Raw genomic sequence first — 16,702 nt, forward strand, 5'->3', positions numbered from 1 at the left:
TGTCACTGTGAAATGTTAAAGAACTCGTCTAAGTAATTGATTCAGTGCTTGGTTATCCCCACCTAACGTCAGCCTTTCAATTGCCGCGTATTTTCTCAGGTAGATCTCAGGAGCCAGATCCCACTGGGTTCTGCGGGACACCCTTTCTTTGAGGAAGCCTTTTGTTGTTTCCAAATGGCCTTGCTGAGCTTCAGCGTTGATCAGGTATTGATGCAGAATATCTTGTTGGGCATGGCTTCCACCCAGCTTCGCCATATCGTATCGAATTGGCGTTATCAAATTTGCAGCTTGGGCAAAATTGCCATCTTCAAAGGCTTCAATACCCGTAACCAGCTTTTGGGAAAGCTCATTTTCAGTCGGGTAACGCAGAGCATTTGGGTTACCTAGCTTTCCCTTCAATAACGAGATTGCCTCTTTTTCACCCGCACGATGGAGCACCATGGCGGAGTGAAGTTCAGTAAACAGGTAGATATAGTCTCCATAAGCATCCCGCACACCTTCGTAGAGCCGCTGCCAACGTTCACCAACATCAATACCTAAAAACTCCAAACGCTTGAGTAATGAAGCGCCGTTTTGAACACTCAAGTAGAAATTGGAAGGTTCAGGGTAAATATGGTGGTCAAGAAGGGAGAACACTTCGTCAATGTTGCCCTGCTCAAGGTGAAACAGCGCAAGGTGCCACCAGAGATGGCCGACAAACGCGTTATGGGTAGGTAACTGTTCTCTGCGTGACTCTATCCAATCTATGCCCTCATCAGTTCGTGCATTCATTTCCAGTACATGAGCGAGAGAGTGGACAACCCATACATCTGCAGGGTTTAGCTCAACCGCTCTAAGGGCATAATCTTCAGCCAGTTGGTACTCCCCAACCTCTTCAAGCGCAAAGCTGAAAGCACCGATAAAATAACCGTAGCCTGAAATATCTTCTCCCCAGTGAGGTGCGATTTTCGCGGCAGTATCAACCAATCGTTGTCTTTCACCAAACCAGAAAAGGTTACCTGTAGACTGTCGAAAAGCGACCAGATCCAACGGCCACTCATTCAAAATACCTGCCCATACTTCCAGAACAGCTTTGATATCTCCCCGCTGATAAGCTTCTAGTGCAGAAATATGTTGTTGCTCTCGGCTATTGGTTTGTTTAACGAGGGAACGAATGGAAGCCAACACATCAGAAATGCCAGCCAATGATGAATAGCGCCCTTCACTCGCAATGCTATAACCCTTCAAGACATGGGCCATCACAAATTCTGGGTGTGTTTCTAGGATGGAATCTATTTTTTCCATGGCATTTGGGCGATAGTCGAAAATCCATTCCAATGCAGCTTCAAACTTTTTAACGCCAGCGTCATCTGTGCCTGTATATATCAATCCTCTGCTGTCTGTACCCATTGTTTTTGTTCTCCCTAGTCAACGTTTAAGTGAGACTAGCGAGCACAATGAAGGGTGACAAACTAGGATAAATTGCCTGTAGGGAAACGATTTGTTTGTGTCACTAAACTTGAGTGACAAACAAAAACGCCCGGGATTTCTCCCAGGCGTTTGATTTCAGATATTGGTTTAGAAGGACTGCGTAATTAGCTTGCTCTCTTCGATCATGGCGTTAATGACATCCTGACCGGAAGAATCACTATCCAATCCGAAGGCGTTAACCATGTCTTCAATCGAGGTTGATGCAAACACCACTTGCTGGTCAACTGCATCGCCGTCTGTAGCAAGAGACAATACCGCTTCGCCTTCGTCGTTTTCTTCCAGTGCAACAAGATAACTGCCAAGGTCTTCATCGCTAACCTCACCGAGTACGTCTGCAAAATCCAGCACGTCCAGTTCAGGCTCATAGTCATGGATTGTATCTACTGTTCCAACAGCCGCATCACCTTGCAGGAAGATGAAGGTGTCTGAGCCTTCACCACCGTACATGTCATCAGAGCCTGCTCCGCCTGCGATCAGATCGTTGCCTAAGCCACCATCAATGATATCGTTGCCGGCATATCCGTAGATGTCGTTGTTTGCTTCACCACCATTCAGGTTGTCGTCCAATTCTGAGCCTTCGATAACTTCCATCAGGTTTCCGAGCGGGACATCGACATCTTCACCTGCATTGATATCCAGAGACATGTCTGCTGTATCACCAAAGTCATTTTCCAACTTCAGTTCAAAGTGTTCGATCTCTTCGCCCAATGAAGCATCAGACGCCAGTTGGTAAACGTATTCACCTTCGGCGTGGCGATCGTCGTCCGAGCCATAAATGGTGAGCTCTCCGCGCTCAGTCTGAACAACCAAGGTACCTTCCGGAACTTCATAGACTGCGCCATCAATCTCGACGGTCTTCATGTTCCAGTGGCCGGAGGTTTCCGCCTCAGCCAGCAGGTTGCCTGACACCAGGAAGTTACCCGCTGATTGCTCAACAATGCCTTCTTGGCTGAAGGTCGCGCGCCGTCGTTATTGAGTAATGCTGAGAAATCTTCTTCACTGACAAACTCGAAGTTATCTTCCGAGAGATTTTGCAGCAGAGTGTCTTCCAGCGTCAGGGTTTTGCTGCCCATAGTGATAACCACATCAACGCCGACCTGTGCCATCGCAAGTGCGCCGAATGACAGCACATTCGTTGAGCGCGAAATCACGACTTTGTCATCACGGGTGCTGAAGTCTACGACAGTGTCATTACCTTTGCCGTCATAAGCGACGGTATTGTTGCCGCTTCCAAGCTCTAGGCTGTTATCACCGCCACCGCCGTATACGATATCGCTGCCGCTGCTACCAGAGAGCGTATCGTTACCCCAACCGCCGAGCATGATGTCATCATCACCGCCGCCGTTCAGGGTGTCGTCGCCGCTGCCACCGACCAGCACATCAGCACCTGAGCCGCCATAGAGGGTGTCATTGCCGTTATCTCCCCAGACAATGTCGTCACCATTGCTGCCATAAAGGGTGTCGTTACCTAAGCCACCTTTAACAAAGTCATTCCCTTCACCGCCGTATGCCAGGTCGTCGCCATCGCCACCTTGGATGTTGTCGTTGCCATCATCACCCCAGATGGAGTCGTTACCGTCACCACCTGAGAGAGAGTCGTTACCGATACCGCTTTTCAGAATGTCGTTGCCGTCACCGCCATTGAGTACGTCGTCACCCTCCGCACCGTACAGCTCGTCATCTCCATCACCGCCGTTAATGACATCGTCGCCGGTACCAGCTTGCACGATATCTGAGCCCTCGCCACCGTTTAAGGTGTCATCGCCTTCGTCGCCGTACATGACATCATCGCCAACACCGCCATTCAGGACATCGTCGCCGATGCCTGCGATGAGTTCATCGTTACCGTCGCCACCGTTTAGCGTATCGTTACCGTCTTCCCCCATGAGGATGTCAGCACCAAGGCCGCCGTTCAGGACATCATTACCAATGCCGCCTCGTAAGGTATCATCACCCTCGCCGCCATTGAGCACATCATCGCCGTCGTCGCCTTTGACATAGTCGTTGCCATCGCCACCGTTGACGATGTCGTTGCCATCGCCGCCGTAAAGCTTGTCAGCGCCCACATCACCGTTCAGTACATCAGCACCAGTGCCGCCATAGAGGCTGTCATCACCTGAACCGCCGTTGACCAAGTCATCGCCCGACCCGCCGTAAGCAAGATCGTTTCCGTTTCCTGCATGTAAGGTATCGTTACCGCTGTCGCCGCGGAGCGTGTCATCGCCTAAGCCGCCATAGAGCTTGTCGTTGTCAGAACCGCCATAAAGCGTATCCGCGCCCCTGCCACCGTATAAAGTGTCTTCACCAGAGTCGCCTTTCAGGACATCGCTTCCTCTGCCACCTTTAAGTGTATCGTCGTCCTTACCGCCGTTTAGCTCATCATTGCCTCTGCCGCCGTGCAGTAAATCTGCTCCATCGCCACCATTTAAGACGTCGCTACCTCTACCGCCGTTTAGTGTGTCATCGCCCAAACCACCGTTGAGTACATCGGCACCTCTGCCGCCTTTGAGCGTATCTTCTCCTGCCCCGCCATTGAGAGTGTCAGCACCTCTACCGCCATGGAGAGCATCACTTCCGTCGCCACCATTGAGTGTGTCCTGTCCTCGGCCACCAAACAGTGAATCCTCGCCATCACCGCCGTCTAAAACGTCAGCGCCTCTGCCACCTTTCAAGACGTCGTTTCCGTCTCCACCGTTAAGCGTGTCTTGTCCTCGACCGCCGAACAAGGTGTCATCACCAACGCCTCCTTCAAGGATGTCAGCGCCTCTACCGCCTTTGAGAACATCGTCTCCGGTGCCACCATCCAAAATATCGGCACCTTTACCGCCGTGGAGCGTGTCATCACCAGACTCGCCGTACAATTCGTCTTTTCCGTTACCGCCATAGAGGGTGTCGGCATTACCTGTAAAGGTGACGGTTTCTCCGTCAATCTCTACCGTTTCATAAACTTGGGCCAGAGAAATGTTGTCGATCAGCGCGCCGTAGCTATCAGACTGCCCCTCACCGGAGAAAGCAACCTTGATGCTTTCTGTCCCTTCAGGGAGCAAAAGTAGACTGCTAAAAGATTCGTAGGCTTGATTTGATTGGTCGTTATCGAAGTATTGGTAATACAGCACCTCACCATCTTGATCCGTCACACTGACCGAAAAAGCACTGGTTGTGGTGTTACTGCCACGATATCGGTTGGCATGGTCGAAACTGATTTCCATCGCCGCGTCTTGTTGCGCCGAAATAGATGAAACATCGAATTGTTGGAAAACAGTCGCGTTTGCGGTGGAGTCGAGCTCCATCACAGTGTTTGTCACATCATTGGCAGGGCCGCCCCCAAAGCCACCCTGCTGGAATTCCATCTTAATGTTGCCTTCGCTTTCCCAGCCAGGTACATCTTCATCGTTGACGAGGCTCCACATTCTTCTGCCGTCGTCACCATAAGATTCGAACCCACCATTGAGAACAAGGTTTGGCCCACGTGTCGCACCATCACCGTCATCGCCGTAGAGAACATCAGCGCCCTGATTACCGCGCAGCACGTCATTACCCATGCCGCCTTTTAACTCATCACTACCTCTGCCACCCGAGAGCGTGTCGTCCCCAGCGTCGCCTTTCACGTAGTCATTGCCGCGACCGCCATTAACGACGTCGTCACCATCACCACCGAACAGACGGTCTGCGCCGCGATTTCCATTTAGAACATCATCGCCGCTGGCACCATAAAGTTCATCTGCGCCTTTGCCGCCGAAAAGCTGGTCATCGCCCTTACCGCCTTGCAGCAAGTCTGCGCCTTGATTTCCTTTCAGGACATCATCGCCGTCACCGCCCCAAATTGCGTCGTTACCACGACCACCTGAGAGCTCGTCATTTCCCGTACCGCCCTGAATTTCATCCGCACCACGGCCGCCATTGATAGCGTCATTACCGCTACCGCCGCTTAAGAAGTCCTCGCCCTTACCGCCATATATAACGTCGTCACCTTCATTACCATAAACCTCATCGTCACCCTTTCCAGCGCGAATGGTGTCGTTGTCGGTTGTCTCAACAACTTGTGTCTGGGTAACTTCAATTTTAAACGTGACATCGTCGTAGTCTCTGTCACCTAAGTTCCAGAGGTCTTCCCAACTGGAGGTTTCGCCGTCAAAACGTTCGTGGTCTTGGTCGTTATTATTGAGAGGAGCTTCTGTGAGATACACCCCGACAGTGACGTTATCTTGTGTCACCGTAGGGCTATCATTAGATAAAGCGAGTGTGACGTCACCAACGTCAAATCCGCGGCTGTCGCCATTCGGAATGAGGAACATGCCAAGTTTGGCAGCATTCTCTGGTGCGGTAATCTCGAGAGTAGCTGTATCGGCATCTTTGGCGTTATCAATCAATACTGAAGACTGAATGACCATGCCATTGTCATCGACAATGTAATAACCGATGCTGTTTCTAAATCCTGCTGCAGAAGCGATATCAGACAAAGTGACCTTGAGTGCGGTCTCGGCTTGAATGTTGTAGATAGTACTATCTGCACCGCCGTCTATCGTTGAAGTGAAGGTAGAAGAGCCTGTCGTTCCGTCGGTGCCGTTACCAAAAATAACATCATCGCCTTTGCCGCCAGTGATAATGTCATCACCCAGGGCGCCGTTGATTGTGTCCGCAGAATTCGTCCCGTTTAAAATATCGTTTCCGTCTGTCTCAAAAAAATTAGATTCGGACATAATAACCCCTCGTGAAAAACAACTACCACTTGGGAAAAACTAGAAACAATTAGCTAATGACTCAAATGTGAAATTTGCGTCTCAATTTGAGAACTCCGACCTGACAAGAGAGCGATAGGTAACAAGGGGGATATTATTTTGTTTTTTCTGTATTTTTTTCAAACAACGAAAGCAGCCTTATTTAACAAAATGTTATGCGCTAAAAACCTTTTTATTTTGGGAATGAAGACGACGCTTGCTTTCTATACAAATCTTCGCAAACACTATACACATTTGGTTAAAAAGCATGATGTAAGAGTGATCACCTAAATATTGCGAATTTTGTTTAGCGTGTGATCAATTCTTATCTCCATTTCATCCTTGGGAATAGATAAGCCCAACATCTTCCGAGTGGCGTTAATGTCCAATAAATTCAAAGCCATCCAAGACGCAAGATACTCTGCGGCCAGACACCCTCCGGCGGTGGCGATGTTGCCTTTAGAGGAAAATGATGAAGAGGAGAAAGAAAGCCCGGTAGCACTCGCCAGAGATTCTGTCTTTAAATCTGTCGAAATGGAAACATCGCTTCCAATTATTCCCTTAGCAATAAGCAGTAAAACACCTGAGCATTGTGCACCTATATATTGGCGCTCTGGATCAAGTTGAAAAGATGAAATAAAGTTTGAATTTTCAGCGTATTGATTAGAAAGCTTTCCGCTCCCAAATATCACACCGTCATATTCTTCTAGCCTTTCTAACGTTGGATTAGCTTGAATGCACAAACCATTCATTGAATTGACATCTGAATGCGTTGAAACAATTTCCGCAACCAAACCAAGATTGTTAAGTCGGTTCAGCATCGTAAAAGCGATCATCGAATCCATTTCGTTAAAGCCATCCAAAGTGACGATAGCAACTTTTTTCAAAATGGCTTCCTCTCCAGCTATTTGACTTATGACTATTAATGATTTTGTACTGACAAACCTAAGATGAAAAGCTGCCCAAGCCTTTCTTTTCGAATACTCTTTAACCTTGGACAACAAAAAAAGGCCGCTATTGATAGCGGCCATTGGTTTCAGTCGGTGTCGGCTTATTTGCCCATTTTCGACTGAATGTAGTTTTGCAGACCAACCATATTGATCAAGCGAAGTTGCTTCTCCAGCCAGTACATGTGGTCTGACTCGGTATCATCAAGAAGCTTCAACAGGATTTCACGGGTCTGATAGTCCTGTTTTTCTTCACACAGCGCGATCACGGTGCGCAGCTCTGCAGCCACCATGTACTCGTATTTCAGATCGTTCTGCATCATCTCTTCGACGTCAGCACCGATCAGCAGCTTTTCACGAGACTGAACATCCGGCGTGCCTTCCAGGAAAAGAATACGGTTGATCAGAATGGATGCATGCTCACGCTCGTCTTCAGACTCGTGATTGATGCGCTCGTAAAGCTCATCCATACCCCAGTCTTCGTACATGCGGGCGTGAACGAAATATTGATCCATCGCAGACAGTTCATTTGTCAGCAAGCGGTTCAGACCATCAATAATTTCTTGATTACCTTTCATGATTATTTCTCCATTTTCGCTTGCAGATAATTTTGTAGACCCGTCAGGCCAATCAGTTCAAGTTGAGACTCGATCCAGTCCAGATGTTCTTCTTCATCTTCAAGGATGTCATTCAACAACTCACGCGTTACATAGTCTTGCTTCTCTTCACAGATGGCGATCGCTTCTTTCAATTGAACCAACTGTTCTTCCAGCATAACTTTATCGCATTCGATCATTTCCTGGACTTCCTCGCCAATGCGAAGACGTTCAAGGTGCTGTAAGTTTGGTAAGCCTTCCAAAAACAGAATACGCTCGATCAATTTATCGGCGTGCTTCATGTCCTGAATAGATTTCTTGTATTCGGCTTTATTGAGCGCTTCAAAACCCCAATTGCCCAGCATTCTTGCATGGAGGAAGTACTGGTTAATTGCGGTGAGCTCGGAGGTGAGAATCTTATTCAGCTCAACGACAACGTCTTGATGACCTTTCATCGTGATGATCCTTTTATAACGCTGGTAATCCCAAAAGATGTGCCACATCCTAAGTGAAATTGAATTCAACAACAACCAGAAAAAGTCTTAATTTTCATGGCATTAGACAATGATAACGATTCCCATTTTTATTCACCTTTAGGTTACCTATTCGCAATAATCCTTATACATTACATGTCTTTAACTGCAAGTATTTGGAAAGGCGGGTCTTATTCGGTTTAAGCCCTTAAAGACAGTTTGTCTTTCCTCTGGTATCCCTCCAAAATGCCGGGGTTTCCCCTTCCGTGTGTATTCAGAGAAATTTCATGAAATCCGACATGTATTCAAAATTTGCCCAGCAATATGACGAAGCAGTTAAAGACAATATCTACAACGCTCTGTTTGAACGCCCGAACCTACAAGCCATGCTTGGCGACATCGAAGGAAAGAATGTGTTGGATTTAGGTTGTGGTTCCGGTGTGTATGCGGATTACTTCCTGAGTGAAGGCGCTGCGTCAGTCACCTGCCTCGACTTCTCTGCTGAAATGGTCGACATCGTGAAGAACAAGTTTGGTCAGCGTGTTTCGGCGTATGTTCAGGACCTATCAGAAGGCTTACCCAAAGAAGCTGATGGGCAATATGATGTTATCGTGTGTCCGTTGGTCATTCATTACCTGAAAGACCTCACCGCTCTATTCAGCGACGTCTATCGCGTGCTAAAGCCTGGCGGATACATGGTGTTTTCGACCCATCACCCGTTTGCTGACTTCGAGTGTTCAACAACGGGCAGCTACTTTGATACCGAGCTAGTGCAAGAAGAATGGAACACGGTCGGTACACCGGTTCAGGTGACGTTTTACCGCAGACCGCTGGTGGAGATTTCCAATGCAATCACCAGTGCGGGGCTGTCAATCACTCAGATTTCAGAGGGTCAGGTTTCAGAAGCGATTAAACAAGCATCACCAAAGACCTATGAACGCTTAAGAAAGCACCCCAATTTCATCTTTATCAAGTGTAAAAAGTAGAATGTACAAAGTGGAGCTTTAGGCTCCACAACTCCCTACCACCACGCTCACCACATGCTCAATCTTCTCATCCAGATCTTTCCCTTCAGGAATTGGCTGCATGTCGAATACTTGGGGCCATACAAACATGCCGTTGAACAGGCTTGAGTATGTCTGAGTCAGCAGTTCCAATTTGATGGCTTTGATTTCCCCAGCCTTCTGCGCTTCATCAAACCAATGGTTCAGCGATTTATTGTTGTAGATTTTTGAAATGATTTGGCTGGCCATATCTGGCTGACGCAAGAACTCCATCAAGATGGTTCGGGTGAAAGGAATCCCATACGTGCCATAAAGGTTTTCAACCTCATTTCGCGTAATCGTAGTGAGTTGCTCACTCAGGCTTTTTTCGGCGTCAAATTCGTATCTTAGGCTTTCATCAATCGAAGACTGAATGATGGTCAGCACAGATTCAAACAGCACTTCCTTGCTTTCAAAATGACGATAAAGCGTGCGCTTTGATACTTCTGCGGTTGTGCAGACGCGGTCCATATTCGCAGCCGCGAATCCATGCTGGATAAACTCATCTTTGGCTGCAGTAATGATCGCCAGGCGCTTTTGCTCTGAACGTGTCATGGGCTCTCTCCTTTTCTCAACGCGACAAATCTACCAAGTTGAAATCAAAAAGTACACTTTTGAGTTTACCTCAATACAAAACACGCTTAAGATAAACTTCAGAGTTTACTTTTGGTTTTAACACCAACCCCAGAATTGTCTGATCAGACCGGCTTTGCAGGCCGGTCTCTTTGTGGAGTGGAACTACATGGTCGTCAACACGTTCGGCAAACCGTCATTCAAGCGCGGCGCTATTGCTACTTTGATCATCTCTTCTTTTCTTCTGTCAGGTTGTGGCGAGAAAGCGGTTGAACAAGTCACTGCGCCAGTCATCCAGCCAGCCCTGACGGAAATCGTCGATACACAACAAGCCGCTGATCTCAGCTTTAACGGTGTGGTGCGCGCTGCTGAACGCGCAGACATGGCTTTCCGCATGGGTGGCCGGCTGACCAACATCTTCGTCAATGAAGGTGATCAAGTAATAAAAGGCCAATTGCTCGCAACGCTGGATTCACGCGATGCCAAGACAGCTTTGGAATCAGCAGAGCTTGAATTGAGAAACACCACGCTGGAATACGAGCGTGCACAGGCGATTTATAAGAAAAGCCAGGCGATCTCCAAAGCCGATTTAGATGCGATTACCACACGCTTTGATCTGGCAAAGAACCGCGTTTCTGAAGCAAAACGCCAGCTGGAATACACCGAACTTCACGCACCGTTTGATGGCATTGTTGGCCGCAAAATGGTGGATAACCACATTCAGGTTCAAGCCAATGAACCAGTGCTGACCGTGCATGACCTCAACGATTTGGAAGTGGTGATTAACATTCCTCATCAAGTCATGTTGTCTGGCGGTAACCGCACTAAAGCCATCGCAGAGATTTCTTCGATTCCGGGGCAAGCCTTCCCGCTGACACTTCGCACTTTTGCTACCCAGGCAGATTCAGTGTCCCAAACCTATGCCGTCGTTCTCGGGCTTGAGCAGGTGAATGGCTTCCGCGTTTTGCCGGGTATGGCCGTGAAAGTCGTACCCGAAATAAATGCTATTGCTGACGAAAACACCCTTATCACCCTGCCACTGAACGCCGTAGTTCCAGATAACCAAGGCAAGCAGTTCGTCTGGGTGGTTGGCGACGATAACAAAGCTGAAAAACGTTATGTGGACGTGGGCGCGCTGGTCAAAGACCGCATTGTCGTGAAACAGAACTTGGCTCTTGGCGAACGCGTCATCATCGCGGGCGTATCCAGCGTGAGAGAAGGCATGGAAGTCCGCCCTTACACTGACGAACGTACTGGAGCATAACAATGGATATCGCACGTTATACCATTGCCAAACGCACCAGTGTTTGGGTGCTGATCGCCCTCACCCTGATTGGCGGCTATATCAGCTACCTCAAACTCGGTCGTTTTGAAGATCCGGAATTTGTCATCCGTCAGGCGGTGATTGTCACTCCGTATTCCGGCGCAACAGCGCAGGAAGTCTCTGACGAAGTGACCGATGTGATCGAAGGCGCGGTGCAGTCGCTCCAGGAACTCAAAGAGGTGAAATCCGTCTCCATGCAAGGCATGTCTGAGGTGACGGTTGAAATCAAACTCGAGTTTGCCAAAAGTAGTGCCGACCTCCAACAGGTTTGGGACAAACTGCGCCGCAAGGTATCAGACGCCCAAAGGCAGCTACCTCCAGGCGCTGGCCCCTCGATTGTTAACGACGATTTTGCGGATGTGTACGCCCTGTTCTTTGCCGTGACCGGAGAAGGGTTCAGCGATAAGCAACTGCAGGATTACGTCGATACCCTTCGCCGTGAAATCGTGCTGGTACCGGGCGTGGCAAAAACCGCAACCTTGGCGGAGCAACAGGAAACCATCTTTGTCGAGATCTCCAGCGAACGTCTTGCAGAATTTGGTGTGTCTGCAGAGAAAGTCTTCCAAGTGCTGCAAAAGCAAAACCTGGTGACGATTGCAGGCACCATCGAAACCCAAGCCATGCGTATTCCGGTGATCCCAAGCTCCAGCATTGATTCCGTTGCCGACCTGAAAAACCTGCAAGTTGCGGTCGGTGATAACAACACCGTGCTGCGTCTGGGTGATATTGCCAACATCATGCGAGGTTACAAAGAACCTTCCACCATGCTGATGCGATACAACGGCGAGCGTGCGATCGGCTTTGGTATCTCGAATGTCACCGGCGGTAACGTCGTGGATATGGGTGACGCAGTAAAAGCGCGTCTGGCAGAGTTGGAAAGCCAGCGTCCGCTCGGCATGGAGCTTAATGTTATCTCCATGCAGTCTGATTCGGTGCGTGATTCTGTCGCGAACTTTATCGACAACCTGATTGCCGCGGTTGCCATCGTATTTGTGGTACTGCTGCTGTTTATGGGCGTCCGCTCTGGTGTGATTATCGGCTTTGTCTTGCTACTGACTGTCGCAGGCACGCTCTGCATCATGCTGATTGAAGATATCGCCATGCAGCGTATTTCGCTGGGTGCGTTGATCATCGCGCTTGGCATGTTGGTGGATAACGCCATCGTGGTAACAGACGGTATTCTGGTGCGATTGCAGCAAGAACCGGATGCAGACCGCAAGGTTGTGGTTTCAGACGTGGTGAACGCCACCAAATGGCCTCTGCTTGGCGGCACTGTTGTCGGTATCTGTGCATTCAGTGCGATTGGTTTGTCGCCATCAGACATGGGCGAATACGCAGGCTCCCTGTTCTGGGTGATCCTGTATTCCATGTTCCTGAGCTGGGTGTTTGCAGTTACCGTCACACCAATGCTGTGCCATGACTTCCTCAAAGTGAAGCCGGTAAAAGCCGATAAGAAGCCGGGTCGTATGGTGACAGGTTACAAAGCTTTGCTGACCTGGGTATTGAAGCGCCGCATCATCAGTTGTGCCTTGCTGTTCGGTACAATGGCCGCCGCGATTTGGGGCGTGCAATTTGTTCCACCGGGCTTTATGCCGGAATCTCAACGTCCTCAGTTCGTGGTTGATGTTTACTTGCCGCAAGGCTCAGACATCAAGCGCACTGAAGCTGTGGTCGCCGACATTGAGAAAGACGTGAAAGCCAAAGAAGGCATTACCAATATCACCAGCTTCATTGGCGGTGGGGGCCTTCGTTTTATGCTGACGTACGCGCCGGAAGCCCGTAACCCAAGCTATGGCCAATTGCTGATTGATATCGATGATTACACCAAAATCGCCCCGCTTCTCGGCGAACTGCAAAGCGAACTGGATGCGAAATACCCTGACGCTTCTATCAAGGTATGGAAGTTCATGCTTGGCCGCGGTGGCGGTAAGAAAATCGAAGCTGGCTTCAAAGGCCCTGACAGCGCGGTGCTGCGTCAACTGGCAGAACAAGCGAAAGCCATCATGTTGGCCGACGATAACCTGATTGCGGTGCAAGACGATTGGCGTCAGCAAGTGCCAGTGCTTCGCCCTGTTTATTCTTCCGAAGAAGCGCAGCGTTTCGGCCTAACCACGCAGGAAATTAATCAGGCGATTGCCCAAACCTGACGGGGCGTAACGTGGGTGTTTACCGCGATGGCGATGACTTGATCCCGATTGTGGTGCGCGCGCCTGAAAGCGAACGCAATCACCAGCGAGCAATTGAGAACACCGAAGTATTCAGCCCAGCAACAGGCTCCTTTATTCTGGTAAGCCAGTTGGTCGATTCAGTCGACGTGGTGTATCAGGACGCGATTCTTCGCCGTATCGATCGTGTGCCAACCATTCTGGTTCAGGCTGACCCTGCACCGGGCGTGCTGACTGCGGACGCGTTCAACGATGTGCGCGGCAAGATTGAAGCCATTGAATTGCCTGTGGGTTACGAGCTTAAGTGGTACGGAGAATACAAAGCCTCGAAAGATGCCAACGAAGGTCTGGTGATTTCTGCGCCTTACGGTTTCGCAGCCATGATTCTGGCCGTTGTCTTTATGTTCAACGCCCTGCGCCAACCACTGGTGATTTGGCTGACTGCCCCACTGGCAGTGGTGGGTGTGACGGTTGGATTGATCGTGTTCCAGACACCGTTCGAGTTTATGGCAATCCTCGGCTTCCTGAGCCTGATTGGTATGATGGTGAAAAATGCGATTGTACTAGTTGATCAGGCAGACGTGGAAATCCGCGATGGTAAAGCGCCTTACTTTGCGATTATCGACGCCGCCCTCAGCCGCGCCCGTCCGGTATTGCTTGGCGCATTCACCACCATTCTGGGTGTTGCCCCACTCTTGATTGATCCCTTCTTCAAGAGCATGGCAGTGACCATTATGTTTGGTCTGCTGTTCGCAACTATCCTGACATTGGTAGTGATACCGCTGTTCTATGCGATGCTCTTTAGGGTGAAGGTGGAAGCTGCTTAAAGCAAGTTGAAAGGAAATACGAAGGGAGCCGAGTGGCTCCTTTTTGTTTTGTTGGCTTGTGCCCTTGCAATTCTCAGCTTCGTTGTTTAAACATCAATCAATCAGAAACTTCGGCAGACGTTAAATGGCAAACCAGCTAACAGAAGATGATTTGATAGAAGCCCTTTCCGGCCTTTTCATCGACAACGAAATTGACTATGAATTCATCGCGTCAGTTGCTCGAGCATTCCCATTGGAAAAAGTAGAACACACCCTTTTCTCTGTGGTTGCACCTATCTGCCACACGAACCTTTCCACACCCGCCCCAGAAGTTTGGTTGGCGTTTGACCGAGAGCAATTACTTGAAAGTGTTAAAGCCCTCAAAGCTCAAAGAGAGCGAGCAGGGTTTTTATCGAAAATCTAACATATGATTTTGGATAAGTGCCTCAAGAGACAGTTCTCATATGAATGGAGTCAGTTAAAAAGCCAGCTATAGATTCGTTTGGGAAAACGATGCTAACTGAGTTTTGGACAAAAAAGAGTTTGGCGCATCGGGCGAAATCTACCTTTCTAGTAACTTTTCATGTCCCCAAATGATGAATGGCACCACTTTATGTGATGCCGAATCCGAAAGCATTTGGACAGTATCTTCCATATGAAAACCTGTACTGGTCTACTAAATTTAGCGGCCGTCATGTTTTTTCTCATGTCCTTTTGGTTGGTATACCTACTTTAACCGCATTATTTTCTAAATTGATATTTTGCAACTACAGCCTCACGATTGGTGGAAAGTTCTTTTGCAAGAAGCTTATCCTCTTCTGATACGTGATCATGTAAATGTTTACTTCCCCACTCCAAAAGGTCCAGGATTACAGGTGCTAAATCTCTGCCTTTTTGTGTAAGTTTATAGAAGAAAACCTTTTTGTTTGTTGGGTGGTTTTCTTTTGAAACAGCCTCTATTTCTTCTAGTTTTTTTAACCTTTCACTCAGACGAGCGGAAGAGATTTTTTCTTTATTACTCATGAAGTCCTTAAAGGTTAAGGCATCTTCATTGAGTAAATCTCTCACGATAATAAGTGTCCACTTATCACCAAACAAGTCTAGTGTGCTGCTTATAGGGCAATGAGATCTAAAGTGAGCCTTCATATTTTTGCTTTCATTTTGAAAGTGATCTATTATCAGTTTGGTCTAAATTATAAGGTTAGTTCACCAGCATCCGCAAAAGGAACATTATGGGAATTACAAAAAAATCACTGCTTTCATTGACGACTATATTCGGATTGATGGCTGTCGTTGGCTGCGCACAGCTTTCACCTAAATCTGACTTAGCATCTAAAGCTATTGGACAAGAACTTGCAGCATCACAATTAGCTGCGGCTCAAGCTTCAGGGCTAACTAAAAAAACCGTAGATATTAAAGGTTATACTGCCCATTTCTACGAGGGAGGAGAAAGCAATGAACCTACTTTGGTACTGCTACACGGCTTAGTTGATAACAAAAACTCCTTTGTTCCAGCTGTTTCTGAATTAACTAAAAAATATCATGTCGTTTTGCCTGACCTACAAGCTCATGGCGACAATGCTCAAGTTAATGAAAGAGATCACAGCATCGAGGGGCAAGCTGCTTTTATTCGAGATTTGGTTGAAAAGTTAGGTATTAAGTCCTTGTATATTGGTGGTAATTCAATGGGTGGACATACTGCAGCTGCTTTTGCATACCGTTACCAAAGTATGGTTAAAGGGCTTATCGTTCTAAACGGAACAGGTGTTTGGTTAGATAAGCCATCAACTTATTACCCTTTTCCAGAAGAAGTTGATGGTCCATTCATGAAAGAAATGTGGGGAAGCATTCTGATCAATCCTCCTCAGTTACCTGATGCGGCGTGGAATTTTTTAGCGACTGATTTTCAAGCTAAAAGTCCATTCTACAATCAAGTGGTTGTTCAAATTGAAAACAGTTTAGATTTTCGATTGGATGAAAAATTAGCAACAGTTAAAGTACCTGCATTAATCATATGGGGCAGTGAAGATAAAATAGTACCTCTATATCACGGTAAAGGTTATCACGCTAAACTACCAAATTCAGAATTTAAAGTTCTGAATGCGGGGCATGGACCTCAATTGGATATTCCTGATGTAGTACAGGATGAAATTGCACAATTTCTTAAAAAACAATCAGTTTTATAATCTCCAACAAGTAATAAGCGTCCCTAACCAAAGGAGAACTTATTGCTATTCAAACACCATGAGAACCTCTTGATACAGGCTTCTCAGCAAAACAAAAACCTGTATCAAGATTTTCGTAACCAGTTCGCTCTGACAATCTATTTAGTCACCAAATCTATCACTATCGCATTAGATCTAACGCCGCAGTAAGTAGAAAGACCTGATATAGTCTGGTTAATGCTGTGGAATACAGAACAACCCCTAGTGATTTATTACCAATTTTTACAAGTAAAAATCAGCAGCCTAATCACCTTTCTCTATTTGATTGAATCGGTATTACGTTCAGGTTTCTGTCACGCTTTGGGGCAATAATGACCCAGTCCTAACACAAAGGGAGTCAGTTGACTCCCTTCGGTATCAAA

12 protein-coding genes and 1 pseudogene are annotated in these 16,702 nt (G+C 47.8%); 5 read left to right on the plus strand and 8 right to left on the minus strand.

Annotated elements, in window-relative coordinates; translation table 11 throughout:
* Positions 1 to 15: 15 nt before the first annotated feature.
* The 6 genes from G5S52_RS04180 to bfr (G5S52_RS04200) form a co-directional block, all read right to left on the minus strand.
* Positions 16 to 1,389: a tetratricopeptide repeat protein gene (locus G5S52_RS04180; protein ID WP_165011917.1), complete on the minus strand. Its 1,374-nt coding sequence runs from the start codon at positions 1,387 to 1,389 to the stop codon at positions 16 to 18.
* Between the two features lie 168 nt (positions 1,390 to 1,557).
* Complete coding sequence (locus tag G5S52_RS24280; RefSeq protein WP_368737448.1) at positions 1,558 to 2,379, minus strand: type I secretion C-terminal target domain-containing protein; 822 nt, start codon at positions 2,377 to 2,379, stop codon at positions 1,558 to 1,560.
* Positions 2,328 to 6,170 carry a calcium-binding protein gene (locus G5S52_RS24165; RefSeq protein ID WP_268895503.1) on the minus strand — a complete coding sequence of 1,281 codons (3,843 nt, stop codon included), beginning with the start codon at positions 6,168 to 6,170 and terminating at the stop codon, positions 2,328 to 2,330. Before G5S52_RS24165 ends, G5S52_RS24280 begins: the two co-directional genes overlap by 52 nt.
* Before the next feature lie 305 nt (positions 6,171 to 6,475).
* Complete coding sequence (locus G5S52_RS04190) at positions 6,476 to 7,219, minus strand: DJ-1/PfpI family protein (protein WP_165011918.1); 744 nt, start codon at positions 7,217 to 7,219, stop codon at positions 6,476 to 6,478.
* A gap of 20 nt (positions 7,220 to 7,239) precedes the next feature.
* The gene (gene bfr, locus G5S52_RS04195) at positions 7,240 to 7,713 is read right to left on the minus strand and encodes a bacterioferritin (RefSeq protein ID WP_062712950.1); all 474 of its coding nucleotides are present in this window, start codon (positions 7,711 to 7,713) and stop codon (positions 7,240 to 7,242) included.
* 2 nt (positions 7,714 to 7,715) lie between these two features.
* On the minus strand, positions 7,716 to 8,186 hold the full coding sequence (bfr, locus tag G5S52_RS04200; protein ID WP_165011919.1) for a bacterioferritin: 471 nt from the start codon (positions 8,184 to 8,186) through the stop codon (positions 7,716 to 7,718).
* Between the two features lie 317 nt (positions 8,187 to 8,503).
* Between bfr (G5S52_RS04200) and G5S52_RS04205 the strand changes: the two genes are divergently transcribed.
* A complete protein-coding gene (locus tag G5S52_RS04205; protein ID WP_165011920.1) occupies positions 8,504 to 9,190 on the plus strand; it encodes a class I SAM-dependent DNA methyltransferase in 687 nt (228 codons plus the stop codon).
* A gap of 18 nt (positions 9,191 to 9,208) precedes the next feature.
* Here the strand turns inward: G5S52_RS04205 and G5S52_RS04210 are convergent, their stop codons facing one another.
* Positions 9,209 to 9,802: a TetR/AcrR family transcriptional regulator gene (locus tag G5S52_RS04210; protein ID WP_165011921.1), complete on the minus strand. Its 594-nt coding sequence runs from the start codon at positions 9,800 to 9,802 to the stop codon at positions 9,209 to 9,211.
* A gap of 187 nt (positions 9,803 to 9,989) precedes the next feature.
* Here G5S52_RS04210 and G5S52_RS04215 point away from each other — a divergent pair, with 187 nt between their 5' ends.
* The 3 genes and pseudogenes from G5S52_RS04215 (at position 9,990) to G5S52_RS04225 (ending at position 14,539) form a co-directional block, all read left to right on the plus strand.
* On the plus strand, positions 9,990 to 11,084 hold the full coding sequence (locus tag G5S52_RS04215) for an efflux RND transporter periplasmic adaptor subunit (RefSeq protein WP_165011922.1): 1,095 nt from the start codon (positions 9,990 to 9,992) through the stop codon (positions 11,082 to 11,084).
* 2 nt (positions 11,085 to 11,086) lie between these two features.
* Positions 11,087 to 14,136: pseudogene (locus tag G5S52_RS04220) on the plus strand (efflux RND transporter permease subunit).
* 124 nt (positions 14,137 to 14,260) lie between these two features.
* Entirely contained in the window at positions 14,261 to 14,539 is a 279-nt protein-coding gene (locus G5S52_RS04225; RefSeq protein ID WP_165011923.1) for a DUF7079 family protein, read from the plus strand.
* Between the two features lie 317 nt (positions 14,540 to 14,856).
* Here the strand turns inward: G5S52_RS04225 and G5S52_RS04230 are convergent, their stop codons facing one another.
* Positions 14,857 to 15,261 carry a winged helix-turn-helix transcriptional regulator gene (locus G5S52_RS04230; protein ID WP_235956083.1) on the minus strand — a complete coding sequence of 135 codons (405 nt, stop codon included), beginning with the start codon at positions 15,259 to 15,261 and terminating at the stop codon, positions 14,857 to 14,859.
* 86 nt (positions 15,262 to 15,347) lie between these two features.
* On the opposite strand from G5S52_RS04230, the gene G5S52_RS04235 reads away from it, so the two are divergent.
* Complete coding sequence (locus G5S52_RS04235) at positions 15,348 to 16,301, plus strand: alpha/beta fold hydrolase (protein WP_165011925.1); 954 nt, start codon at positions 15,348 to 15,350, stop codon at positions 16,299 to 16,301.
* The last annotated feature ends 401 nt before the right edge of the window (positions 16,302 to 16,702 follow it).

Origin of the sequence: Grimontia sedimenti (assembly GCF_011045095.1) — a bacterium.
In the GTDB taxonomy this organism is placed as follows: Bacteria; Pseudomonadota; Gammaproteobacteria; order Enterobacterales; family Vibrionaceae; genus Enterovibrio; species Enterovibrio sedimenti.

What these genes read in the sequence shown, in the direction of transcription:
- G5S52_RS04180 (WP_165011917.1), bottom strand. Translation starts at nt 1,389, where the DNA reads ATGGGTACAGACAGCAGAGGATTGATATATACAGGCACAGATGACGCT.
- G5S52_RS24165 (WP_268895503.1), bottom strand. Translation starts at nt 6,170, where the DNA reads ATGTCCGAATCTAATTTTTTTGAGACAGACGGAAACGATATTTTAAAC.
- G5S52_RS04190 (WP_165011918.1), bottom strand. Translation starts at nt 7,219, where the DNA reads ATGGCCGCTATCAATAGCGGCCTTTTTTTGTTGTCCAAGGTTAAAGAG.
- bfr (WP_062712950.1), bottom strand. Translation starts at nt 7,713, where the DNA reads ATGAAAGGTAATCAAGAAATTATTGATGGTCTGAACCGCTTGCTGACA.
- bfr (WP_165011919.1), bottom strand. Translation starts at nt 8,186, where the DNA reads ATGAAAGGTCATCAAGACGTTGTCGTTGAGCTGAATAAGATTCTCACC.
- G5S52_RS04205 (WP_165011920.1), top strand. Translation starts at nt 8,504, where the DNA reads ATGTATTCAAAATTTGCCCAGCAATATGACGAAGCAGTTAAAGACAAT.
- G5S52_RS04210 (WP_165011921.1), bottom strand. Translation starts at nt 9,802, where the DNA reads ATGACACGTTCAGAGCAAAAGCGCCTGGCGATCATTACTGCAGCCAAA.
- G5S52_RS04215 (WP_165011922.1), top strand. Translation starts at nt 9,990, where the DNA reads ATGGTCGTCAACACGTTCGGCAAACCGTCATTCAAGCGCGGCGCTATT.
- G5S52_RS04225 (WP_165011923.1), top strand. Translation starts at nt 14,261, where the DNA reads ATGGCAAACCAGCTAACAGAAGATGATTTGATAGAAGCCCTTTCCGGC.
- G5S52_RS04230 (WP_235956083.1), bottom strand. Translation starts at nt 15,261, where the DNA reads ATGAAGGCTCACTTTAGATCTCATTGCCCTATAAGCAGCACACTAGAC.
- G5S52_RS04235 (WP_165011925.1), top strand. Translation starts at nt 15,348, where the DNA reads ATGGGAATTACAAAAAAATCACTGCTTTCATTGACGACTATATTCGGA.